The sequence below is a fragment of the Pseudomonas graminis genome (genome assembly GCF_900111735.1).
Taxonomy (GTDB): domain Bacteria; phylum Pseudomonadota; class Gammaproteobacteria; order Pseudomonadales; family Pseudomonadaceae; genus Aquipseudomonas; species Aquipseudomonas graminis.
The window spans coordinates 74,579-98,670 of the sequence record NZ_FOHW01000003.1 but is presented as its reverse complement, the minus strand read 5'-3'; the positions used below and the strand labels follow the sequence as shown (position 1 = coordinate 98,670).

21 protein-coding genes are annotated in these 24,092 nt (G+C 59.7%); 18 read left to right on the top strand and 3 right to left on the bottom strand.

Features of this window, described 5'->3' with window-relative positions:
- Nucleotides 1-15 precede the first annotated feature (15 nt).
- From BMY98_RS03950 to BMY98_RS03925, 6 genes are all read left to right on the top strand, one after another.
- Nucleotides 16-369, top strand: a complete 354-nt coding sequence (locus tag BMY98_RS03950) for a DUF4398 domain-containing protein (RefSeq protein WP_074885343.1) — start codon at nt 16-18, stop codon at nt 367-369.
- Nucleotides 366-1,181, top strand: a complete 816-nt coding sequence (locus BMY98_RS03945) for an OmpA family protein (protein WP_074884996.1) — start codon at nt 366-368, stop codon at nt 1,179-1,181. The genes BMY98_RS03950 and BMY98_RS03945 overlap by 4 nt, the downstream gene beginning before the upstream one ends.
- A gap of 315 nt (nt 1,182-1,496) precedes the next feature.
- Nucleotides 1,497-2,936, top strand: a complete 1,440-nt coding sequence (locus BMY98_RS03940; protein ID WP_074884992.1) for an aminotransferase-like domain-containing protein — start codon at nt 1,497-1,499, stop codon at nt 2,934-2,936.
- Between the two features lie 114 nt (nt 2,937-3,050).
- Entirely contained in the window at nt 3,051-3,764 is a 714-nt protein-coding gene (locus BMY98_RS03935) for a hypothetical protein (protein WP_074884989.1), read from the top strand.
- A gap of 95 nt (nt 3,765-3,859) precedes the next feature.
- Entirely contained in the window at nt 3,860-4,117 is a 258-nt protein-coding gene (locus tag BMY98_RS03930; RefSeq protein WP_074884986.1) for a YkgJ family cysteine cluster protein, read from the top strand.
- Nucleotides 4,118-4,162: 45 nt separating this feature from the next.
- A complete protein-coding gene (locus tag BMY98_RS03925; RefSeq protein ID WP_074884983.1) occupies nt 4,163-4,771 on the top strand; it encodes an START domain-containing protein in 609 nt (202 codons plus the stop codon).
- A gap of 83 nt (nt 4,772-4,854) precedes the next feature.
- Here the strand turns inward: BMY98_RS03925 and gltA are convergent, their stop codons facing one another.
- The gene (gene gltA, locus BMY98_RS03920; RefSeq protein WP_037009384.1) at nt 4,855-6,144 is read right to left on the bottom strand and encodes a citrate synthase; all 1,290 of its coding nucleotides are present in this window, start codon (nt 6,142-6,144) and stop codon (nt 4,855-4,857) included.
- Between the two features lie 362 nt (nt 6,145-6,506).
- On the opposite strand from gltA, the gene sdhC reads away from it, so the two are divergent.
- The 10 genes from sdhC to brnQ all read left to right on the top strand — a co-directional run bounded on the left by sdhC (nt 6,507) and on the right by brnQ (nt 19,618).
- Nucleotides 6,507-6,881, top strand: a complete 375-nt coding sequence (gene sdhC / locus BMY98_RS03915) for a succinate dehydrogenase, cytochrome b556 subunit (protein WP_074884980.1) — start codon at nt 6,507-6,509, stop codon at nt 6,879-6,881.
- Nucleotides 6,875-7,243 carry a succinate dehydrogenase, hydrophobic membrane anchor protein gene (gene sdhD, locus BMY98_RS03910; RefSeq protein WP_074884978.1) on the top strand — a complete coding sequence of 123 codons (369 nt, stop codon included), beginning with the start codon at nt 6,875-6,877 and terminating at the stop codon, nt 7,241-7,243. Before sdhC ends, sdhD begins: the two co-directional genes overlap by 7 nt.
- Nucleotides 7,244-7,246: 3 nt before the next feature.
- Nucleotides 7,247-9,019, top strand: a complete 1,773-nt coding sequence (gene sdhA / locus BMY98_RS03905) for a succinate dehydrogenase flavoprotein subunit (protein ID WP_074884975.1) — start codon at nt 7,247-7,249, stop codon at nt 9,017-9,019.
- 11 nt (nt 9,020-9,030) lie between these two features.
- A complete protein-coding gene (locus BMY98_RS03900) occupies nt 9,031-9,735 on the top strand; it encodes a succinate dehydrogenase iron-sulfur subunit (RefSeq protein ID WP_074884973.1) in 705 nt (234 codons plus the stop codon).
- 269 nt (nt 9,736-10,004) lie between these two features.
- A complete protein-coding gene (locus tag BMY98_RS03895; RefSeq protein WP_074884969.1) occupies nt 10,005-12,836 on the top strand; it encodes a 2-oxoglutarate dehydrogenase E1 component in 2,832 nt (943 codons plus the stop codon).
- A gap of 42 nt (nt 12,837-12,878) precedes the next feature.
- Nucleotides 12,879-14,129: a 2-oxoglutarate dehydrogenase complex dihydrolipoyllysine-residue succinyltransferase gene (odhB, locus tag BMY98_RS03890; protein ID WP_074884966.1), complete on the top strand. Its 1,251-nt coding sequence runs from the start codon at nt 12,879-12,881 to the stop codon at nt 14,127-14,129.
- Nucleotides 14,130-14,301: 172 nt separating this feature from the next.
- The gene (lpdA, locus tag BMY98_RS03885) at nt 14,302-15,738 is read left to right on the top strand and encodes a dihydrolipoyl dehydrogenase (protein WP_065986297.1); all 1,437 of its coding nucleotides are present in this window, start codon (nt 14,302-14,304) and stop codon (nt 15,736-15,738) included.
- Between the two features lie 198 nt (nt 15,739-15,936).
- On the top strand, nt 15,937-17,103 hold the full coding sequence (gene sucC / locus BMY98_RS03880; RefSeq protein ID WP_004882574.1) for an ADP-forming succinate--CoA ligase subunit beta: 1,167 nt from the start codon (nt 15,937-15,939) through the stop codon (nt 17,101-17,103).
- Complete coding sequence (gene sucD / locus BMY98_RS03875) at nt 17,103-17,990, top strand: succinate--CoA ligase subunit alpha (RefSeq protein ID WP_037009399.1); 888 nt, start codon at nt 17,103-17,105, stop codon at nt 17,988-17,990. The genes sucC and sucD overlap by 1 nt, the downstream gene beginning before the upstream one ends.
- Nucleotides 17,991-18,304: 314 nt before the next feature.
- Nucleotides 18,305-19,618 carry a branched-chain amino acid transport system II carrier protein gene (gene brnQ / locus BMY98_RS03870; protein ID WP_074884963.1) on the top strand — a complete coding sequence of 438 codons (1,314 nt, stop codon included), beginning with the start codon at nt 18,305-18,307 and terminating at the stop codon, nt 19,616-19,618.
- 101 nt (nt 19,619-19,719) lie between these two features.
- On the opposite strand, the gene BMY98_RS03865 is transcribed toward brnQ, so the two are convergent.
- Nucleotides 19,720-19,971, bottom strand: a complete 252-nt coding sequence (locus BMY98_RS03865; protein WP_065986299.1) for a hypothetical protein — start codon at nt 19,969-19,971, stop codon at nt 19,720-19,722.
- A gap of 329 nt (nt 19,972-20,300) precedes the next feature.
- On the opposite strand from BMY98_RS03865, the gene htpG reads away from it, so the two are divergent.
- Both htpG and BMY98_RS03855 read left to right on the top strand, forming a co-directional pair.
- Nucleotides 20,301-22,205 carry a molecular chaperone HtpG gene (gene htpG / locus BMY98_RS03860; protein ID WP_074885340.1) on the top strand — a complete coding sequence of 635 codons (1,905 nt, stop codon included), beginning with the start codon at nt 20,301-20,303 and terminating at the stop codon, nt 22,203-22,205.
- A 78-nt stretch (nt 22,206-22,283) separates the two neighbouring features.
- Entirely contained in the window at nt 22,284-23,009 is a 726-nt protein-coding gene (locus BMY98_RS03855) for a dienelactone hydrolase family protein (RefSeq protein ID WP_074884960.1), read from the top strand.
- 110 nt (nt 23,010-23,119) lie between these two features.
- Here BMY98_RS03855 and BMY98_RS03850 read toward each other — a convergent pair whose 3' ends face one another.
- Nucleotides 23,120-23,983 carry a pirin family protein gene (locus BMY98_RS03850; protein ID WP_074884955.1) on the bottom strand — a complete coding sequence of 288 codons (864 nt, stop codon included), beginning with the start codon at nt 23,981-23,983 and terminating at the stop codon, nt 23,120-23,122.
- Nucleotides 23,984-24,092 lie beyond the last annotated feature (109 nt).

The window sequence follows — 24,092 nt, the reverse complement described above, 5'->3', positions numbered from 1 at the left end:
GTTTTGAGCTTTCTTTTGAAAATCCAGCCTGTATTTGCCGCTGTCGTGCTTGCCGCTCTCGTCGGCTGTGCCAACGACCCGGCGCCCACCGAACAACTCAAACTCACCGAACAGGCTGTCGCCCAAGCCACGGCGGTCGGCGCTACGGATGAAGAGCCGGACCTGGTGACAGCGCAGACAAAGCTGACCCAGGCCCGCGCCGACATGGCGGACAAGTCCTACAAGGACGCACGCATGCAGGCGGAGCAGGCCGAACTGGACGCGCGTCTGGCGGAGGCCCGAGTGCTGACGCAGAAGAGCGAAGCCCAGGTGGCTCAGGTCAACACGCGCCTTGAGCGTCTACGCAAGCAATTGGGGGCTGGCCAATGAATACCGTTGCGCGAAGCCTCAGTGTCGGTCTGTTGCTGGCCAGTGCCAGTCTTGCTGGCTGCGCCGGCCACCAGAACAGCGACCAGGCGTTGCAGGGCGCCATTGCCGATTACCAGAAGGTCAAGGAAGACACCAACGTCTTGCGCAGCGCGCCGAAGGATGTGATCCGCGCCGGCGAGTTGCTGGGCCGGGCCGAGCGCCTGTCGAGCTATATCGGCAGCGCTGACGACGTTAGTCATTACGCGTACCTGAGCAGCCGCTACAGCGCGATCGCCCGCGAGCACAGCAAGCTCCTGCTGAATCAGGAAAAGCTGGCGCGACTGGAGCTGGAACGCCAGCGTCTGCAACTGGCCTTGCGTGAGGCCAAGCTGGCCGGCGCGCAGCAACAGGGCAAGTGGGCCGAAGATCAGGTGATCAGCCTGTCGACGCAGCAGAACGAGCGCGGGCTGGTGATGACCTTGGGCGACATGCTCTTCGATACCGGTCGTGCCGAACTGAAAAGCTCGGCCAACCGCACGGTGCTGAAGGTCGTGCAGTTCCTGCAATTCAATCCCAAGCGCGTGGTGCGCATCGAGGGCTACACCGACAGCACCGGCGACGCTCAGGAAAACCTCACGCTGTCGAAAGACCGGGCCCAGTCCGTCGCTGACGTGCTGTCTGATCTGGGCATCGAGGAAGACCGCATTCAGGTCGAAGGTTACGGCGATCAGTACCCCGTCGACGTGAACACCTCGGAAAGCGGACGTGCGCAGAACCGCCGTGTCGAAATCGTCTTCTCGGACGACAAGGGCCATCTCAGCGCGCCGCGTTGAGAGGGTTGACGGTGCTGGCCCGGCTTTTCAACGTGTGGTGTTTTTTGTCGGCTTTGCAGGGTATCCCGGCTTCGGAGTCTGAGCCGGCTTGCTGGCGAACGCATTCGATCAGGCGCCGTAGAGGGGGTGTGATCTACCGCATTCGCCGGCAAGCCGGCTCTTACGACACCTAGCAAGGCTATCAATCTCGCTATTCAAACACCGCGCCCTCTAGCCGGAACAGGAACTGTCACCGTACACTTCCGAACTGTTCCGGTGATCCTGCTTCTCTGATCGCCGCATGCATGATCAAAGCACGGGATCGAGGGACGCGAAATGACCAGTCTGTTGCTGTACCAACGCATCGCCCAACAGCTGGCCGAAGACATTCGCCGGGGCGTGTATCAGCCAGGCGAGCGTGTGCCCTCCGTGCGCAAGATGAGCTCCCAGCTCAACGTCAGTCATGCCACCGTCCTGCAGGCCTACGCCAACCTTGAAGACCAGGGTTTGATCCGCGCGCGGCCGCAGTCCGGGTACTACGTGCATCAAACTCCGGCCCTCACGGCGGCGACCCCCGATATCGCCCGGGTGGAGCGCCCCGGCCTGGTCACCCGCGCCAGCATCATTCAACAGGTGCTGGTCGAAGCCCGACGGGAAGGGGTGTTCGCGTTCGGCGCTGCGGTGCCGCATATCGATTACCTGCCCCTGCGCGCGTTGCATCAGCAACTGGCCAAGGTCACCCGCTTTCAGAGCCCTCGCGCGTTCAACTACATGTTCAGCCCAGGCTTCGAGCCGCTGCGTCGTCAGGTGGCCATTCGCATGCGTGACGCTGGCGTGGTGATCGACCCCTCGGAGGTGGTGATCACCCATGGCTGCGTCGATGCGCTGCAGATGTCGCTGCGGGTGCTGACCAGTCCGGGCGACCTGATCGCTGCAGAATCCCCGACCTATTACGGCCTGCTGCAACTGGCTGATCTGCTTGGCCTGAAAGTGATTGAGATCCCCAGCGATCCCAATACCGGGATCAGCCTGGAAGCGCTGCAACTGGCGGCCAACCAGTGGTCGATCAAGGCGCTGGTGATGACGTCGCGGCTGAGCAATCCTTTGGGCAGCACCATGCCGGAAGAGCGGCAGAAACACCTGCTGCGCCTGGCCTCGGACTTTGATATTCAAATCGTCGAAGACGACATCTACGGCGAGTTGATGTACGACCAGAACAAGACCAAGGCGTTGAAGGCCTTCGACCGGTTGGGCCATGTCATCTACTGCTCCAGCTTCTCCAAGACCCTGTCGCCGGGGGTGCGGATTGGCTGGATGATCGCCGGCAAGTACCAGGCGGAAATCCAGCGCCTGCAAACCTTCACGACCCACTCGGCGTGCAGCGTGACGCAGATGGCGGTAGCGTCCTACCTTGAAAATGGCGGATATGACAGGCACTTACGCTTTATCCGTCAGGAGCACCGCAAGAATCTAAGCGCGTTTCAGCTGGCGGTGCAGCAGATGTTCCCCGAAGGCACCCAGATCAGCCGGCCTGCGGGCGGATTCATTCTATGGATCAGTTTGCCGGGACGGGTGAACACTCAGGAGTTGCACGTGCGCGCCCTGGAGCAGGGCATCAGCATTGCGCCGGGCCTGATTTTCAGTAACACGGAGCAGTTCAATCACTGCATTCGCCTGAATTGCGGGCTGCCCTGGAACCGTGAAGCGGAAAGGGCGTTGATGACGGTGGGCATGCTGGCCAAGCAGTTATGCCAGGATGCCGGGCAATCCTGGTGAACTCGTAGAGTTACCCGCTTTCCATACTATCGGGGGAGGCGGACAGGGCAACTTGTCAGCCGCCGCGCAAAGGGCCAGCATATGGCCCCTGTCTTACTTACTGCCGTTCAGACTATGAAATCACTGCGTTGTATAAGTGTGATGTTGTTGGTGTTGCTGAGCGGCTGTGATGCCGAGAAAGCGCCCGCTCCGCCGGCGAAAGCCACCGCTTCGGCGCCTGCCGCGCGTTCCGAGGCAGAGGCTGCCACGTCAGCCAAGCCCGTCGCCGGACCTGAGTCAGCAGCTGAGTATGCGCCTGCGTCAGCGGAGAAGTCTGTTGCGGACGCGCCAGCGGTCCATTCCCTCGCGCCGAATATCACGACCGTGCCCGTTGTCGCGTCGGGCAAGGCTTCGGTTGTAGCGCCGAGAAAGGTCACTGACGTTACAGCGGCTGACGCCAAGCCCTCGGGCACCAATGCCAAATCCGCCAAGGTTAAAGCGGATAATGCCGAAGTCGCTCGGCGGGCGCCCGTTGCCAGCAAGAGCAAGTCAGCGTCTCAAGTGGTCAAGGAAACGCGCCTGAACAAGGTGCCCCTTGACCTGAGCCTGCCGCCCGAGATGGTCAAGCAACTGACCCCGCCAGCTAACGTCATAACCTCCGCGTCGAAGACCAAGGCCCAGTCCTCCGGTGCCAAGCCGCTCCTGCCGAAAATGTTTCCCGACGCGAACGCCGACCCTGATTTCCAGATGCATGGCCGTTTGCTGAGCAATGAAATGGATTTGCAATTGCGCAATGAGGCGCGCAAGGAAGTGGAAGGCGCTGCCTTGGATTTCAAATTCAAACAGTAATGTTGGCCGGGCAGTGCAAAAACGTCCGATTTTCAAACGTGTGTTTTAGCGCGTAAGATCCGGCCATCGTTCTCAATGACACACAGGTTCTCTTCATGGAATGCCGTCCAGGCTGCGGCGCGTGCTGCATAGCGCCGTCCATTACCTCACCGATTCCCGGCATGCCCGACGGCAAGCCCGCAGGGGTGCGCTGCCTGCACCTCTCGCTGGACATGCTCTGCGGTATTTTCGGGCAGCCGGGGAGGCCGGCGGTGTGCGGCCAGTTCGCGGCTGAGCCTGAGGTGTGTGGCAACGATCCCGAGGAGGCGATCCGTCTGATTGGCTGGTGGGAAAAGATGACATCGGTCGCGTGAATCGCGGCCTTGGCACGACTGAACTTCAACAATAAGGAACAACGTATGAGTTCGCTGTACCGCATTGCTTTCGGATTGGGGCTGACTGTATGGGTGGCAGCTTCAGCACAGGCTGAGGAGTGGAAAGTCGCGAAGAACGAGGAGGGGATCAAGGTCTCACTCAGCGAATTTCCAGGTTCCCAGTACAAGGCCTATCAGGGTGTGACCACCATCAAGGCGGGCATCGGCAAGCTCCGCGCCTTGCAGGAAGACGTGGTCAGCGCTTGTGCCTGGATTCACGAGTGCAAGCTGCAGAAGATCCTCAAGCACGAGGGCGACAAGACCTGGACCTACTCCCAGTTCAATACGCCGTGGCCGGTGACGCCCAGGGATTCGGTGCTGAAAGTGACCACGGTGGAGGGCGCCGACGGCAGCGTGACCCGTGAGCTGGAAGGTGATCCAAAGTACATTCCGGAAGAGAAGGGCTTTGTGCGGGTGGCCCAGGTCGAGGGGTTCTGGAAATTCGTACCCAAGGGCGACAACCTGACCGAGGTCACCTACCAGGTGCATACCGAGCCTGGCGGCAGCGTTCCGTCCTGGCTGGCGAACAAGTTCGTGGTGGACGCGCCGTTCAACACGCTCAAGGCGCTCAAGGAGCGTGCCGAGAAGAACTGACGGGTTCGCTTGCGAGCCACAGCCAACCACAAAAAAGGCTGCCCGAGGGCAGCCTTTTTTGTGTCTTCGTCGGTGCTACCGAGTTACTTGCGCTCGGCCAGCGGAACGATGTCCCGTGACACTTCGCCGGTGTACAGCTGGCGCGGACGGCCGATCTTGTAAGGGCTCGACAGCATTTCTTTCCAGTGGGAAATCCAGCCGACGGTTCGCGCCAGGGCGAAGATCACGGTGAACATACTGGTCGGGATGCCGATCGCCTTGAGGATGATGCCCGAGTAGAAGTCGACGTTCGGGTACAGCGAGCGTTCGATGAAGTACGGGTCGGTCAGGGCGATCTCTTCGAGACGCATGGCCAGTTCGAGCTGCGGGTCGTTGGTGATGCCCAGCTCGCGCAGGACTTCGTCGCAGGTCTGCTTCATCACGGTGGCGCGCGGGTCGCGGTTCTTGTAAACCCGGTGACCGAAGCCCATCAGCTTGAACGGATCGTTCTTGTCCTTGGCCTTGGCGATGTAGGTGTCGATGTTGGACACATCGCCGATTTCATCAAGCATGGTCAGCACAGCTTCGTTCGCGCCACCGTGGGCAGGGCCCCAGAGTGCGGCGATACCGGCGGCGATACAGGCAAACGGGTTGGCGCCCGAGGAGCCCGCCATGCGCACGGTGGACGTCGAGGCGTTCTGTTCGTGGTCGGCGTGAAGGATGAAGATCCGGTCCATGGCCTTGGCCAGCGTCGGGCTGATCGGTTTGATCTCGCACGGCGTGTTGAACATCATGTGCAGGAAGTTTTCCGCGTAGCTGAGGTCGTTGCGCGGGTACATCATGGGTTGACCCATGGAGTACTTGTAAACCATTGCGGCCAGGGTCGGCATCTTGGCGACCAGACGGATCGCGGAGATTTCCCGGTGCTGCGGATTATTGATGTCCAGGGAGTCGTGGTAGAACGCCGAAAGGGCGCCGACCACTCCGCACATGACGGCCATCGGGTGGGCGTCGCGACGGAAACCGTTGAAGAAGGTCTTCAGTTGCTCGTGCACCATGGTGTGATTCTTCACGGTGACGACGAATTCGGCTTTTTGCTCGGCGGTTGGCAGTTCGCCGTTGAGCAGCAGGTAGCAGGTTTCCAGGTAGTCCGATTGCTCGGCCAACTGTTCGATCGGGTAGCCGCGATGCAGGAGAATGCCGTTGTCACCGTCGATGTAGGTGATCTTCGATTCGCATGAGGCGGTGGACATGAAGCCTGGGTCGAATGTGAAGCGTCCGGTGGCAGTCAGGCCGCGTACGTCGATAACATCGGGACCAACGGTGCCGGTCAGAATGGGCAGCTCGACGGGGGCTGCGCCCTCGATGATCAACTGCGCTTTTTTATCAGCCATGTGGCCTCCTAATTATGCTTCAAATCATCAGACAGACCCCCCACGCAGGGCCCGCATCACTATAGTGAGATAAATTCTAAAGTCAATTTGCCAAAAGTCTTGTGGCAGAAGGCTTTAACCCATGGTTTTCGTCGAAATTACGGGCCATTTACGCCAATTATCGGGCTAAAGCAATCCACCCTTGGCACAGGGTCTGCGCGTTGTCATTAGTTGGCTAACTGTCTATACTCGGCGTCCGACCGCCAGGGGCTTTCAGGCCCGATTCAACGGGGTTGGTCACTTCCTGGGTAGTGGGTACCTGACCAGTACACTTCCCAACAACTTGCCCTGAGTGTTAGGGCTCTTCAGTGTGAAAAAAAGCCGTGAAAAGCCAACGACCTGTAAACCTAGACCTAAGGACCATCAAACTCCCAATCACTGCTTACACGTCCATCCTTCACCGTATTTCCGGTGTCATCCTCTTCGTCGGCATTGCCATCATGCTTTATGCATTGGACCTGTCGCTCGACTCCGAGGAAGGCTTCGCGTCGGTGAAAGCGGGACTGACCAGTCCGCTGGCCAAGTTCGTGATCTGGGCTCTTCTGTCCGCACTGCTGTATCACCTGGTGGCGGGCGTCCGTCATCTCATCATGGACTCGGGCATTGGCGAGACGCTGGAAGGCGGCAAGCTGGGCTCTAAAATCGTGATTGCCGTGTCTCTGGTGGTGATCGTTCTGGCAGGAGTGTGGATATGGTAACCAACGTCACCAACCTTTCTCGTTCGGGCCTGTATGACTGGATGGCGCAACGCGTCTCCGCCGTCGTACTCGCGGCTTATTTCATTTTCCTGATCGGGTACCTGGTCGCGCACCCTGGCCTCGAATACGCCACGTGGCACGCGCTGTTCTCCCATAACGCAATGCGCATCTTCAGTCTGTTGGCCCTTGTGGCCCTGGCGGCTCACACCTGGGTCGGCATGTGGACCATCGCGACCGACTACCTGACGCCGATGGCGCTGGGCAAGTCCGCGACAGTGGTGCGTTTCCTGTTCCAGGCGGTGTGCGGCATTGCGATGTTCGCTTACTTCGTCTGGGGTGTGCAGATTCTTTGGGGTATCTGATCCATGGCTAACATTAATACGCTTTCATTCGACGCCATTATCATTGGCGGCGGCGGTGCGGGCATGCGTGCCGCATTGCAACTGGCTCAGGGCGGCCACAAGACCGCTGTCGTCACCAAGGTATTCCCGACTCGCTCCCACACCGTTTCCGCCCAGGGTGGCATCACCTGCGCAATCGCTTCGGCCGATCCGAACGATGACTGGCGCTGGCACATGTACGACACCGTCAAGGGCTCCGACTATATCGGTGACCAGGACGCTATCGAATACATGTGTTCCGTGGGCCCGGAAGCCGTGTTCGAACTCGAGCACATGGGCTTGCCGTTCTCCCGTACCGAGCAGGGCCGCATCTATCAGCGTCCGTTCGGCGGCCAGTCGAAAGACTTCGGCAAGGGCGGTCAGGCTGCACGTACCTGTGCTGCTGCCGACCGTACCGGTCACGCGCTGCTGCACACGCTGTATCAGGCCAACCTGAAAGCCGGCACCGTATTCCTCAACGAGTACTACGCAGTTGATCTGGTCAAGAACCAGGACGGCGTGTTCGTCGGCATCATCGCCATCTGCATCGAAACCGGTGAAACCTCCTACATTCGCGCCGACGCGACTGTACTGGCCACCGGCGGTGCCGGCCGCATCTATTCCTCCACCACCAATGCCCTGATCAACACCGGCGACGGCATCGGCATGGCGTTGCGTGCCGGTGTCCCGGTTCAGGATATCGAAATGTGGCAGTTCCACCCGACCGGCATCGCCGGCGCAGGTGTACTGGTCACCGAAGGCTGCCGTGGTGAAGGCGGTTACCTGATCAACAAGCACGGCGAGCGTTTCATGGAACGCTATGCACCAAACGCCAAGGACCTCGCCGGTCGTGACGTAGTGGCTCGTTCGATGGTTAAAGAGATCATTGCCGGCAACGGTTGCGGTCCCGACGGCGACCACGTGATGCTCAAGCTCGATCACCTCGGTGAAGAAGTGCTGCACAGCCGTCTGCCAGGGATCATGGAGCTGTCCAAGACCTTCGCACACGTCGATCCGGCCGTTGCGCCAATCCCTGTCGTACCGACCTGCCACTACATGATGGGCGGCGTTGCCACCAATATTCATGGTCAGGCAATCACCCAGGACGCCGCCGGCGTCGACACCATCATCCCGGGCCTGTTCGCGGTCGGTGAAGTGGCGTGTGTATCGGTTCACGGTGCCAACCGTCTGGGCGGCAACTCGCTGCTCGATCTGGTGGTGTTCGGTCGGGCCGCCGGTCTGCACCTGGAGCAGGCGCTCAACGAAGGCGTCGACTACCGTCGCGCTTCCGAGACCGACATCGACGTCGCGCTCGCTCGCCTCAATGGCCTGAACTCGCGTACCGAGGGCGAAGACGTCGCTACCCTGCGCAAAGAGCTGCAGAGCTGCATGCAGAACTACTTCGGTGTGTTCCGTACCGGCGAATACATGCAGAAGGGTATTGCCCAGCTGGCTGACCTGCGCACGCGTATTTCCAATGTCAAGATCAACGACAAGAGCCAGGCGTTCAACACTGCCCGGATCGAAGCGCTGGAGCTGCAGAACCTGCTGGAAGTCGCTGAAGCAACGGCGATCGCCGCAGAGCATCGCAAGGAGTCCCGTGGCGCCCACGCCCGTGAAGACTTCGAAGATCGCGACGACGAGAACTGGCTGTGCCACACCCTTTATTTCCCGGGTGACAAGAGCGTAGCCAAGCGTGCCGTGAACTTCTCGCCGAAAACTGTTCCGACTTTTGAACCTAAGATTCGGACTTATTAAGGGTGACCGCCATGTTGCAAGTCAGTGTTTATCGCTACAACCCTGATCAGGACGCCGCGCCGTTCATGCAGGATTTCCAGGTCGACACCGGTGGCAAAGACCTGATGGTGCTGGACGTCCTGGCTCTGGTCAAAGAGCAGGACGAAGGCTTCTCGTACCGTCGTTCGTGCCGCGAAGGCGTGTGCGGTTCCGACGGCATGAACATCAACGGCAAGAATGGTCTGGCCTGCATTACGCCGCTGTCGGCTGTGATCAAGGGCAACAAGCTGGTGGTTCGCCCACTGCCTGGCCTGCCGGTCATCCGTGACCTCGCCGTCGACATGAGCATCTTCTACAAGCAGTACGAGAAGGTGAAGCCATTCCTGCAGAACGATACGCCGGCTCCGTCCATCGAGCGCCTGCAGTCTCCGGAAGAGCGGGAAAAACTCGACGGCCTGTACGAGTGCATTCTGTGCGCTTGCTGCTCGACGTCCTGCCCGTCCTTCTGGTGGAACCCGGACAAGTTCCTGGGTCCTGCGGCGATCCTGCAAGCCTACCGTTTCCTGGCGGACAGCCGCGACACCAGAACGCAAGAGCGTCTGGCGTCGATGGACGATCCGTTCAGTGTGTTCCGCTGCCGCGGCATCATGAACTGCGTCAACGTTTGCCCGAAAGGCCTGAACCCAACCAAGGCCATTGGTCACGTGCGCAACATGCTGCTCAAGAGCGGTGTCTGAGTTTGCCGCACCTGTAACACCGCAGCACCCGCTAATGCAGCACCCGTAGACGCTGCGGCGCAGGCTTCAACCGGCGCCGTAGTTTTAACCTGAGCAGTTGTCTTATGGCTTCAGCTCTTATTTTGAAGAAATGAAACCAGCAGGGGCATCCGGGCTGGTACCCGGACTATCTGCGTGATCCCTAGTGACTTGAAGTCGCTGCACATGGACTTTTCAAGTTTGCGCTGGCATCGACGCCGATGGTGTCCCCTAATCGAGGGTGACCAAGCATGCAAGAAAGCGTGATGCAGCGCATGTGGAACAGCGCCCACCTTTCCGGTGGTAACGCTGCCTATGTGGAAGAGCTCTATGAGCTCTACCTGCACGACCCTAACGCTGTGCCAGAAGAGTGGCGCACCTATTTTCAGACGTTGCCGGCTGACGGCAGCACTGCCACCGATGTATCGCACTCTACGGTTCGCGATCATTTTGTGTTGCTGGGGAAAAACCAGCGCCGCGCCCAACCGGTCTCTGCCGGCAGCGTGAGCAGCGAGCATGAAAAGAAGCAAGTTGAAGTGCTGCGACTTATCCAGGCATTCCGTATGCGCGGCCATCAGGGTGCGCAACTCGATCCTCTGGGTCTGTGGAAGCGTACTGCGCCAGCTGACCTGTCGATCAACCATTACGGTTTGACCAACGCTGACCTCGACACCACATTCCGTGCCGGCGACCTGTTCATCGGCAAGGAAGAAGCGAGCCTACGCGAAATCGTCGAAGCGTTGCAGCAGACATATTGCCGCACCATCGGCGCCGAGTTCACGCACATCGTCGATTCCAACCAGCGCAACTGGTTCATGCAGCGTCTCGAAAGCGTGCGTGGTCGTCCAGCCTATTCCGCCGACATCAAGAGCCATCTGCTCGAGCGTGTGACCGCGGGCGAGGGTCTGGAAAAGTACCTGGGCACCAAATACCCGGGCACCAAGCGTTTCGGTCTGGAAGGCGGCGAAAGCCTGATCCCGATGCTCGACGAGCTGATTCAGCGCTCCGGGTCCTACGGTACCAAGGAAGTTGTCATCGGCATGGCCCACCGTGGCCGTCTCAACGTGCTGGTCAACACCTTCGGCAAGAACCCGCGCGACCTGTTCGACGAGTTCGAAGGCAAGAAGAAGGTCGAGCTGGGCTCCGGTGACGTCAAGTATCACCAGGGCTTCTCGTCCAACGTGATGACCACCGGCGGCGAAGTTCACCTGGCGATGGCGTTCAACCCGTCCCACCTGGAAATCGTTTCCCCTGTGGTCGAAGGTTCGGTGCGTGCCCGTCAGGACCGTCGTAACGACGTCACTGGCGAGAAAGTGCTGCCGATCTCGATTCACGGTGACGCGGCGTTCGCCGGTCAGGGCGTTGTGCTGGAAACCTTCCAGATGTCGCAGACCCGTGGCTTCAAAACGGGCGGCACGATCCACATCGTGATCAACAACCAGGTCGGCTTCACCATCAGCAAGCAGGAAGACTCGCGTTCCACCGAGTATGCGACCGACGTTGCGAAGATGATTCAGGCACCGATCCTCCATGTGAATGGCGATGATCCGGAAGCCGTGTTGTTCGTGACCCAGTTGGCGATCGACTACCGCATGCAGTTCAAGCGTGACGTGGTCATCGATCTGGTCTGCTACCGCCGTCGCGGCCACAACGAAGCCGACGAGCCAAGTGGCACCCAGCCGCTGATGTACCAGCAGATCGCCAAACAGCGTACCACCCGTGAGCTGTACGCCGATGCACTGGCCACCGCCGGCATCCTCAACGCCGAAGCCGCTCAGGCCAAGGTCGACGAGTACCGCAACGCGCTGGACAACGGCATGCACGTTGTTAAAAGCCTGGTCAAAGAGCCGAACAAGGAATTGTTCGTGGATTGGCGTCCGTATCTGGGTCACGCGTGGACCGCACGTCACGACACCAGTTTCGACCTCAAGACCCTGCAGGAACTGTCAGCCAAGCTGATGGAAGTGCCGGAAGGTTTCGTGGTTCAGCGTCAGGTCCAGAAAATCTACGAAGACCGCCAGAAGATGCAAGTCGGTGGGCTTCCGATCAACTGGGGCTACGCCGAAACCATGGCCTACGCCACGCTGGCGTTCGAAGGCCATCAGGTGCGCATCACCGGGCAGGATGTCGGTCGCGGTACGTTCTCGCACCGCCACGCGGTGCTGCACAACCAGAAAGACGGCGCCACCTACGTGCCTCTGCAGAACCTGTACGCCGGTCAGCCTCGTTTTGACCTGTACGACTCGTTCCTGTCGGAAGAAGCTGTGCTGGCGTTCGAATACGGTTACTCGACCACTCAGCCGAATGCGCTGGTGATCTGGGAAGCCCAGTTCGGTGACTTTGCCAACGGTGCACAGGTCGTGATCGACCAGTTCATCACCAGCGGCGAGCACAAGTGGGGCCGTCTGTGCGGTCTGACCATGCTGCTGCCCCATGGCTACGAAGGGCAGGGCCCGGAGCACTCATCGGCACGTCTTGAGCGTTACCTGCAATTGTGCGCCGAGCACAATATTCAGGTCTGCGTACCGACCACCCCGGCCCAGATCTACCATCTGCTGCGCCGTCAGGTGATCCGTCCGCTGCGCAAGCCGCTGATCGTGTTGACGCCGAAGTCGTTGCTGCGCCATAAGCTGGCCGTGTCGACCCTGGAAGATCTGGCCCATGGATCGTTCCAGACTGTCATCCCGGAAATCGACACCCTCGATGCCGCGAAAGTGACGCGTCTGGTGCTGTGCAGCGGCAAGGTCTACTACGACCTGCTGGAAAAACGCCGTGCCGAAGGCCGCGAAGACATCGCCATCGTGCGTCTCGAGCAGCTCTACCCGTTCCCGGAAGACGACCTGATGGACGCTATCGCGTCTTACACCAACCTGACCAATGTGGTCTGGTGTCAGGAAGAGCCGATGAACCAGGGCGCCTGGTACAGCAGTCAGCACCACCTGCGCCGCAGCATCGGCAATCACAACCGCAACCTCGTTCTCGAGTACGCCGGCCGTGATGCTTCAGCTGCTCCCGCTTGTGGATACGCTTCGATGCACGCCGAACAGCAGGAAAAACTGCTGAAAGACGCGTTCTCCGTTTAACGCCATCGCGCACTAGAAACCGAATTAAAGGAATTACAGATAATGGCTATTGAGATCAAAGCCCCCTCTTTCCCGGAATCCGTTGCCGACGGCACCGTTGCCACCTGGCACAAAAAACCGGGCGACGCCGTCAAGCGTGACGACCTGATCGTCGATATCGAAACCGACAAGGTCGTGCTGGAAGTATTGGCCGAAGCTGACGGCGTGCTGGGCGCAATCGTTGCCGAAGAGGGCGCTACCGTCCTGTCGAACCAGCTGCTGGGCTCGATTGAAGAGGGCGGCGCTGCTGCCGCTCCATCTGCTGCCGCTCCAGCCGCTGCTGCATCGGCTCCGGCTGCTGCGCCGGCCCAGGCTGGCGCTGCACCTGCCGCTGCTTCCGGTGACGAAGACGCCATCGGCGCTCCGGCTGCCCGCAAGCTGGCCGAAGAAAACGGCATCAACCTGTCCAGCGTCAAAGGCACAGGCAAAGACGGTCGCGTGACCAAGGAAGACGTTGTTGCTGCCATCGAAGCGAAGAAGTCCGCTCCGGCCGCTGCACCTGCCGCCAAGCCTGCTGCTGCAGCCGCTGCTCCTGTTGCTGCCGCTGGCGACCGCACCGAGAAGCGTGTTCCGATGACCCGTCTGCGCGCCAAGGTGGCAGAGCGTCTGGTTGAAGCTCAATCGAACATGGCGATGCTGACCACCTTCAACGAAGTCGACATGACCGAAGTCATGGCTCTGCGTTCGAAGTACAAGGACCTGTTCGAGAAGTCCCACAACGGCGTACGCCTGGGCTTCATGTCGTTCTTCGTCAAGGCCGCGACCGAAGCGCTTAAACGCTACCCGGCGGTCAACGCGTCGATCGACGGCACCGACATCGTTTATCACGGTTATGCCGACGTCGGCGTTGCCGTGTCCAGCGATCGCGGTCTGGTGGTTCCGGTGCTGCGCAACGCCGAGCAGATGAGCCTGGCTGAAATCGAAGGCGGCATCGCCACCTTCGGCAAGAAAGCCCGTGACGGTAAGCTCTCCATCGACGAGATGACTGGCGGTACCTTCACCATCACCAACGGTGGTACTTTCGGTTCGATGATGTCGACCCCGATCGTCAACCCGCCGCAAGCGGCTATCCTGGGCATGCACAACATTCTGCAGCGTCCCATGGCGATCAACGGTCAGGTCGTCATCCGTCCGATGATGTATCTGGCGCTGTCCTACGATCACCGCCTGATCGACGGTAAAGAAGCCGTGACGTTCCTGGTGACCATCAAGAACCTGCTGGAAGACCCGGCGCGTCTGTTGCTGGACATCTGATTCAAGGACAGCTGCAAGCCGCAAGCGCCAAGCTGCAAGTTACAGCAGCCTGGCGCCAACGCTTGGGTCGTCGCAACATCCTAATGAACAGGCTGCAACTCGTCTGTAAAGCATCACGGATCAGCTTGCAGCTTGTGGCTTAAAGCTCGCAGCTAAAGAGGAACTCTTTTCTATGTCCCAGAAATTCGACGTGGTAGTGATTGGCGCTGGCCCTGGCGGCTACGTAGCCGCTATCAAGGCCGCGCAACTCGGTCTCACGACTGCCTGCATCGAGAAGTACCAGGATAAAGAGGGCAAGCTGGCCCTCGGCGGTACCTGTCTGAACGTGGGCTGCATCCCTTCCAAGGCGCTGCTGGACAGCTCCTGGAAATTCTACGAAGCCAAGAACCAGTTCGGCGTTCACGGTATCTCCCTCAGCGATCTGAAAATGGACATTGCTGCCATGATTGGTCGCAAGGCACAGATCGTCAAAGGCCTGACCGGCGGCGTTGCCAGCCTGTTCAAGGCCAACGGCGTCACTTCCCTGCAAGGCCACGGCAAACTGCTGGCCGGCAAGAAAGTCGAGCTGACCAAGCCTGACGGCACCACCGAAGTGATCGAAGCCGAGAACATCATTCTGGCATCCGGTTCGCGTCCGATCGACATTCCGCCGGCTCCGGTCAATCAGGTCACCATCGTCGATTCGACCGGCGCCCTGGAATTCCCGGCTGTGCCTGAGCGCCTGTGCGTCATCGGCGCCGGTGTTATCGGTCTGGAACTGGGTTCGGTCTGGGCTCGTCTGGGTGCCAAAGTGACGGTCCTGGAAGCGCTGGAGAAATTCCTGCCTGCCGCTGACGAAGCCGTTGCCAAAGAAGCGCAGAAGACCTTCAACAAGCAGGGTCTGGACATCAAGCTGGGCGCTCGCGTGACCGGTTCCAAGGTCAATGGCGACGAAGTGGTCGTCACCTACACCGACAAGGACGGCGAGCAGAACATCACGTTCGACCGCGTGATCGTGGCCGTTGGCCGTCGCCCGGTGACCACCGAGCTGCTGGCTGCCGATAGCGGCGTCGACATCGACGAGCGCGGTTTCATCTTCGTCAACGAGCAGTGCGAGACCAGCGTTCCTGGCGTGTACGCGATCGGTGACGTGGTTCGTGGTCTGATGCTGGCGCACAAAGCGTCCGAAGAAGGCATCATGGTTGTCGAGCGCATCAAGGGTCACAAGACCCAGATGAACTACGACCTGATCCCGTCGGTCATCTACACCCACCCGGAAATCGCCTGGGTCGGCAAGACCGAGCAGACGCTCAAGGCTGAAGGCGTTGAAGTCAACGTCGGTCAGTTTCCGTTCGCGGCCAGCGGCCGTGCAATGGCAGCGAATGACACCGGCGGTTTCGTCAAGGTCATCGCTGATGCCAAGACCGACCGTGTACTGGGTGTACACGTCATTGGTCCTGGCGCTGCAGAGCTGGTACAGCAGGGCGCGATCGGTATGGAGTTCGGCACCAGTGCCGAAGACATCGGCATGATGGTCTTCTCCCACCCGACGCTGTCCGAAGCGCTGCACGAAGCGGCACTGGCTGTGAATGGCGGCGCCATCCACATCCAGAACAAGAAAAAACGCTAAAGATAACCACGACGGTCCGCCCGTCGTAGGCCCTGCTCGCAGGGCTTACCGCGGAAGGTCCGTTGGACTCGAACTCCCGGCAGCGCAGGGCAGGCTGATGCCTGATCTGCGTTCTCCGGGAGAAGCGGTCACAGGTGGTGCGGCACGCTTTGACGAGCAGCACCGAATGCGCAGTACCTAACGAAGACGGTAATAAGCATGAATCTTCACGAGTATCAGGGTAAGCAGCTGTTCGCTGAATACGGCCTGCCAGTATCCAAGGGCTATGCAGTAGACACCCCGGAAGCAGCAGCAGAAGCATGCGACAAGATCGGCGGAACCGAGTGGGTCGTCAAAGCCCAGGTTCACGCAGGCGGTCGCGGTAAAGCCGGCGGCGTCAAGCTGGTTCGCAGCAAGGAAGACGCCGCTGCGTTCGCTCAACAGTGGCTGGGCAAGCGTCTGGTTACTTACCAGACTGATGCCAACGGTCAGCCAGTCACCAAGATCCTGGTTGAATCGTGCACTGACATCGCCAAAGAGCTGTACCTGGGCGCTGTAGTCGATCGTTCGAGCCGTCGTATCGTGTTCATGGCTTCCACCGAAGGTGGCGTGGACATCGAGAAAATCGCTCACGACACGCCTGAGAAGATTCTCAAAGCGACCATCGATCCACTGGTTGGCGCTCAGCCATTCCAGGGTCGCGATCTGGCATTCCAGCTGGGTCTGGAAGGCAAGCAGGTCACTCAGTTCGCCAAGATCTTCACCGGTCTGGCCAAGCTGTTCCAGGACCACGACCTGGCGCTGCTGGAAGTGAACCCGCTGGTCATCAAGGCTGACGGCGATCTGCACTGCCTCGACGCCAAGATCAACATCGACGCCAACGCCATGTACCGTCAGCCAAAGCTGAAGGCTTTCCACGACCCATCGCAAGATGACCCACGTGAAGCCCACGCTGCCAAGTTCGAACTGAACTACGTGGCACTGGAAGGCAACATCGGCTGCATGGTCAACGGTGCCGGTCTGGCCATGGGCACCATGGACATCGTCAACCTGCACGGCGGCAAGCCAGCCAACTTCCTCGACGTAGGCGGCGGCGCAACCAAGGAACGCGTTACCGAAGCGTTCAAGATCATCCTGTCCGACACCAACGTCGCTGCAGTACTGGTCAACATCTTCGGCGGCATCGTTCGTTGCGACATGATTGCCGAAGGCATCATTGGCGCCGTGAAAGAAGTCGGCGTGAAAATCCCGGTGGTTGTTCGCCTTGAAGGCAACAACGCTGAGCTGGGCGCTAAAGTACTGGCAGAAAGCGGCTTGAACATCATCGCAGCTACCAGCCTGACCGACGCTGCTCAACAAGTCGTCAAAGCTGCGGAGGGCAAATAATGAGCGTCCTGATCAATAAAGACACCAAAGTTATCTGCCAAGGCTTCACCGGCTCCCAGGGTACCTTCCACTCCGAGCAAGCCATTGCCTACGGCACCAAAATGGTTGGCGGCGTGACTCCAGGCAAGGGCGGCACCACGCACCTTAACCTGCCAGTGTTCAACACTGTGTCCGAAGCAGTAGAGAAAACCGGCGCAACCGCTTCGGTCATCTACGTTCCGGCTCCGTTCTGCAAGGATTCCATCCTTGAAGCAGCGTTCGGCGGCATCAAGCTGATCGTCTGCATCACCGAAGGCATCCCGACCATCGACATGCTCGAAGCCAAGGTCAAGTGCGACGAACTGGGTGTGGTCCTGATCGGCCCTAACTGCCCAGGCGTCATCACCCCGGGCGAGTGCAAGATCGGCATCATGCCAGGTCACATTCACTTGCCAGGCAAAGTCGGTATCGTGTCGCGTTCAGGCACCCTGACTTACGAAGCTGTGAAGCAGACCACTGACGCCGGTTTCGGCCAGTCGACCTGCGTCGGCATCGGTGGTGACCCGATCCCGGGTTCGAACTTCATCGACATCCTGAAGCTGTTCCAGGAAGACCCGAAGACCGAAGCGATCGTCATGATCGGTGAGATCGGCGGTTCGGCTGAAGAAGAAGCGGCTGCCTACATCAAGGCACACGTGACCAAGCCTGTCGTTTCCTACATCGCGGGTGTGACTGCTCCTCCGGGCAAGCGCATGGGCCATGCGGGCGCGATCATCTCTGGCGGCAAAGGCACTGCAGACGAGAAATTCGCTGCACTGCAGGACGCAGGCGTGAAAACCGTGCGTTCGCTGGCAGACATCGGCAAAGCCCTGGCTGAGCTGACCGGTTGGGAAGTGAAGAAGGCTTAATCGCCCTCGTCTCACTGCCTGATCAACAAAAGCCACCTTCGGGTGGCTTTTGTGTTTCTGGCGTTTCGATTTGCGCCGGCGTGAAGGCCCTGATCCTGTAAGACATTTCTGATATGCGACATGAACGTGCACTCAGCGGTCGCACCGCCCTGTATCGGTGCGCCAAATAGGGTAGGCTAGCCGCCGTTTTGTGCAGTCGGCTCCCACAAGGAGCGGCGGCGCGCTCAGGGTCTGTCTTAAAAGGGCGGGCAGCATTTCCCCCACCCTCAGGGAAATCCTCTTCTTAATTCCGATTCAGCAGTGTGGTTTCCTTAATGAAAGTGTTGAAAGGCCAGGACATTCTGGCACTGGGTTTCATGACGTTTGCGCTGTTCGTGGGCGCTGGCAATATCATCTTCCCCCCGATCGTAGGTCTTCAGGCCGGCCCCAACGTATGGATGGCCGCCCTGGGCTTTCTGGTCACGGCAGTCGGCCTTCCGGTGGTGACTGTCATCGCCCTGGCCAAGGTCGGCGGCGCGATGGACGCGTTGAGCAGCCCGATCGGCAAGGTCGCCGGGACTATTCTCGCCGCCGTCTGCTACCTGTCCGTAGGGCCGCTGTTCGCCACACCCCGCACAGCGACAGTGTCGTTCGAAGTCGGCCTGGCGCCGCTGACGGGTGAAAGCCCGCTGGCGCTGTTTCTCTACAGCCTGGTTTATTTCGTGCTGGTGTTCTGGATCTCCCTTTATCCGGGTCGATTGCTCGACACCGTGGGCCGTTTCCTCGCGCCGCTGAAGATCATCGCCCTGGCCATCCTCGGCATCGCCGCGTTTGTTCTGCCAGCGGGAGAGGTGGGTATCGCGGAACCTGCCTACGTCGCCGCGCCGTTCTCCCAGGGATTCATCAACGGCTACCTGACCATGGACACCCTGGGCGCGCTGGTCTTCGGCATCGTCATCGTCAACGCGATTCGCTCGCGCGGTGTCGAGTCGCCTCGGTTGATCACCCGCTACGCCATCATCGCCGGCCTGATCGCCGGTGTCGGTCTGGCGCTGGTCTACATCAGCCTGTTCCGCCTGGGCTCCGACAGCCACGCCATCGCTGCCGGTGCAACCAATGGCGCCGCCGTGTTGCATGCCTACGTACAGTACACCTTCGGCACCCTGGGCAGCAGCTTCCTTGCCGTGCTGATCTCGCTGGCCTGTCTGGTGACGGCGGTCGGTCTGACCTGCGCCTGCGCTGAATACTTCAGCCGTGTGCTGCCGCTGTCCTACAAGGCGCTGGTGATTCTGCTGGCAGTATTTTCCCTGCTGGTGTCCAACCTGGGCCTGACCAAGCTGATCCAGTTCTCGATTCCGGTGCTGACCGCCATCTACCCGCCGTGCATTGCGCTGGTGGCGTTGAGCTTCTGCAAGGATTTCTGGCACGAGCAAGGGCGGATCGTCGCACCGGTCATGCTGGTCGCGTTCCTGATCGGTGCGGTGGATGCGGTGAAGGGGTCTGCGCTGGGTGTGTACCTGCCGGATGCGCTGGCTCATCTGCCATTGAGCGAGCAAGGCCTGGCCTGGCTGATCCCGTCGTTGATCACGCTGTTCGTCGCGTTAGTGGTGGATCGCATGCTGGGCAAGCGCAGCGAAGCGCTGGCCTGACGGTGTAGGTCGGCGCGGTTTGATATCAATGCGCCGACCATTTCCGGCAGACAAAACAAAGCCCGCTAAATGCGGGCTTTGTTTTTTGAAACTCTGAAAACTTACTGCTTAGTTGCAGGTGCTGCCTGGTTCGCTTCTTTAGCGCGCTCTTGAGCGGCTTCAGCGTTCTTTTGAGCGGCTTCCTGACTTTCTTTGGCAGCGTCGTTCACTTTGTCTTGCGCTTTTTGCATCGATTCTTGCGACTGCTCGGCAGCCTTGTTTGCATCTTGCTGTTTATCTTCGGATTTTTTGTCACAGGCGGCGAGGCCCAGAGTGGCAGAAAGCATCAGGGCAATAGCTAAAGATTTACGCATGGGGTGTTTCTCCTTATTGGTCATCAACGTGCCTTCGAGCGCTGGGTCATAAAGTTAGTTCCATGTTCCGGCGGGATAAATACATAAGCGTCTCAGCGGTGTAATCACTCGGCCGGGCAGAGTCGGTGCGTCGGTTTATCTGCCGTCGTCAGTCAATGGATCGGCGGCCTCACGATTTTCCGAGGGTGAAGATTCTTCACCGACAGCATGCCTGTCCCTTGAAATCGTCTCCCCAGCCCCCACCTTGATGACAACCCGTTGCTCGGAGTCGCCCTCGGCGTTCCGTGCAGCTGCCCCTATTTGTGTGGACTGATTGGAGTTTGATGACCATGAGTGTGGAAACTCAAAAAGAAACCCTGGGCTTCCAGACCGAGGTGAAGCAGCTGCTACACCTCATGATCCATTCGCTGTACTCGAACAAGGAAATTTTCCTTCGCGAGCTGATCTCCAACGCGTCCGACGCGGTGGACAAGCTGCGTTTCGAGGCACTGTCCAAGCCTGAGCTGCTGGAAGGCGGCGCCGAGCTGAAGATCCGTGTCAGCTTCGACAAGGACGCCAAGACCGTCACCCTGGAAGACAACGGCATCGGCATGAGCCGCGAAGATGTCATCACTCATCTGGGCACCATCGCCAAGTCCGGCACCGCCGACTTCATGAAGAACCTGTCCGGTGATCAGAAGAAAGATTCCCACCTGATCGGTCAGTTCGGTGTCGGTTTCTACTCCGCCTTCATCGTGGCCGACCAGGTTGAAGTGTTCACCCGCCGCGCCGGCCTGGCCGCCAGCGAAGGTGTGCACTGGTCGTCGAAAGGCGAGGGCGAGTTCGAAGTCGCCACTATCGAGAAAGCCGATCGCGGTACGCGCATCGTGCTGCACCTCAAGAGCGCAGAAGACGAGTTCGCTGACGGCTACCGTCTGCGCAACATCATCAAGAAGTACTCCGACCATATCGCACTGCCGATCCAGTTGCCGAAAGAACAGGCGCCGGTCGAAGGCGACGCTGAGCCTGTTGAAGAGTGGGAAACGGTCAACCGTGCCAGCGCGCTGTGGACCCGTCCACGTACCGAGGTCAAGGACGAGGAATACCAGGAGTTCTACAAGCACATCGCTCACGATTTCGAGAACCCGCTGAGCTGGAGCCACAACAAGGTTGAAGGCAAGCTGGAATACAGTTCGTTGCTGTATGTGCCAGCCCGCGCGCCGTTCGACCTGTACCAGCGCGAAGCACCGCGCGGCCTGAAGCTGTACGTGCAGCGCGTGTTCGTCATGGACCAGGCTGAGTCGTTCCTGCCGCTGTACCTGCGCTTCATCAAGGGCGTGGTCGATTCCAACGACCTGTCGCTGAACGTGTCCCGCGAAATCCTGCAGAAAGACCCGATCATCGATTCGATGAAGTCCGCGCTGACCAAGCGTGTGCTGGACATGCTGGAGAAGCTGGCGAAAAACCAGCCGGAAGAATACAAAGGCTTCTGGAAAAACTTTGGTCAGGTGCTGAAAGAAGGCCCGGCCGAAGACTTCGCCAACAAAGAGAAAATCGCCGGCCTGCTGCGTTTTGCATCGACTTCCGACGACAGCGGCGAGCAGAGCGTTTCGCTGGCCGACTACCTGTCGCGCGCCAAGGAAGGTCAGGACAAGATCTACTTCCTCACCGGCGAAAGCTACGCGCAGGTCAAGAACAGCCCGCACCTCGAAGTCTTCCGCAAGAAAGGCATCGAAGTGCTGCTGCTGACCGACCGCATCGACGAGTGGCTGATGAGCTACCTCAGCGACTTCGACGGCAAGGGTTTTGTCGACGTGGCACGCGGCGACCTGGACCTTGGCAAGCTTGACTCCGAAGAGGACAAGAAAGCCCAGGAAGAAGTCGCCAAGGACAAGGAAGGCCTGATCGAGCGCCTTAAAACCGCGCTGGGTGATGCCGTCAGTGAAGTGCGGGTTTCCCACCGCCTGACCGATTCGCCGGCGATTCTGGCGATTGGCGAGCAGGACCTTGGCATGCAAATGCGCCAGATCCTCGAAGCGAGTGGTCAGAAGGTGCCGGACTCCAAGCCGATCTTCGAATTCAACCCGTCGCACCCGCTGATCGACAAGCTGGACAACGAGCAGAGTGAAGACCGCTTCGGCGATCTGTCGCACATTCTGTTCGACCAGGCTGCGCTGGCGGCCGGCGACAGCTTGAAAGATCCGGCTGCGTACGTGCGCCGTTTGAACAAGTTGTTGGTCGAGCTCTCGGTTTAACATCCGCGTCACGGCAGAACCCGCTCCGGCGGGTTTTGTCATTTAATCTCCCTCCATCCTTATCAGCAGGAGTTCGCTATGAGCAATGTGACCGTGCAGTCCGTCGTGTACGACATCGACGGCGTGAGCTACGAGAGTCGTCTGGCCTTCAGCGAGGGCAGTCAGGCCGCACCGGGTCTGGTGATGGCGCCTAACTGGATGGGTGTCAGCGAAGACGCCGAGCAGATTGCCAAAGACGTCGCGGCCAAGGGCTATGTGGTGTTGCTGGCGGATCTGTATGGCCAGCACGTACGCCCGACCAATGGCGATGAAGCCGCGGCTGCCATGATGCCGTTGAAGAACGATCGTGTGCTGTTGAACAAACGCATGAAGGCCGCGCTGGATCAATTGACTGCGCAGACCATTACCGCCGTTGACACGTCCCGGTTGGCGGCGTTTGGCTTCTGTTTCGGCGGTTGCTGCGCACTGGAATTGGCGCGCACCGGTGCGCCGTTGAAAGCTGCGGTGTCCTTCCATGGCACGCTCGACACGCCGAATCCGGCTGACGCCAACAACATCAAGGGCAAAGTGCTGGTGATGCACGGCGCGTCCGACCCTCTGGTGCCGAAGGAGCAACTGCCGGCGTTCGAAGCCGAGATGAATGCTGCCAATGTCGACTGGCAACTGCTGAGCTACGGCGGCGCGTTCCATTCCTTCACAGACCCGCACGCCAACAACCCGGGCGTGCAGATGTACAACCCGACCGTTTCCAAGCGTGCGTTTACCTCGATGCACAACCTGCTGGACGAAGTGTTCGCCGGCTGATCATCTGAAGCAGGTGACTGCTGACTCGTTTGGATTTCCACTGTCAGCAGTTACCTTGCCTGAAAGGTTTCGCCAGCAAGCCGGCTCATACAGGGTGTGTGAGCGTGCGACTATCTTCGCGGCACCGGCAATTCAATTCGCTCCACTTCTCCCGGCACTGTAGGCCAGTCTCCGGCCACCCACTTCGCTCTGGCCTGGTCAATCAGCGCCGCATCGCTGGCCACGAAATTCCAGTTCATCCGTCTCGGCCCGTCAAGGGGCGCGCCGCCGATGAGTACCGCGTGGCATTCGCTCTGCGCGCATAGCGTCGGCTCGCTGCCTGAATCCAGTACCACCAGGCTGCGGGGCTGCACCGGCTCGCCGTCCAGTAGCAGGTCGCCTTCGATGACGTACAGCGCCCGCTGTTCGTGCTCGGCGGGCACACACAGCGTCGTCGCCGTCTGCAGGTTCAGTTCGGCGTAGAGCGTGGGTGACAGCACCGGCACCGGCGACTTCAGGCAAAAACCTTCGCCTGCGATCAAGCGGATCCGAATGCCCATGGCGTCGCTGACCGGCAGTGTGTCGGCGGGGTGATGGCTGTAATGACCTTCGCCTTGCTCATGGCATTTGGGCGACGCCAGCCAGACTTGCAGGCCATGCAGGCGAGAGCCGCTGGCGTAAAGGGCTGCGGGTGTGCGCTCAATGTGGGCGATGGCGCTGCCGGCGGTCATCCAGCTGACTTCGCCCGGTCTGACGTGCTGATCGCTGCCGAGGCTGTCCTTGTGTCGGATCTCGCCTTCGAAGAGGTAGGTCAGCGTCGACAGGCCGATGTGCGGGTGCTGGCGGATGTCCATGCCGGTGCCGGGCGCATACGTGGTTTCCAGCATGTGATCGAAAAACACGAAGGGCCCCACGCTCCGGCACTTCGCAGCGGGGAGGGGACGCAGGATCGGTTGGCCTTCGACGTCTTCGGCGCGGGGAATGATGGTCAGCATGATGGCGCTCTCTCTGGACATGGCACACAGGATATAGATGACTCGCACAGTTGACTGTGACGGCTGCGCCAGGACCTCTGTAATGAATTCTTACGAAGTGCGTTGGGAA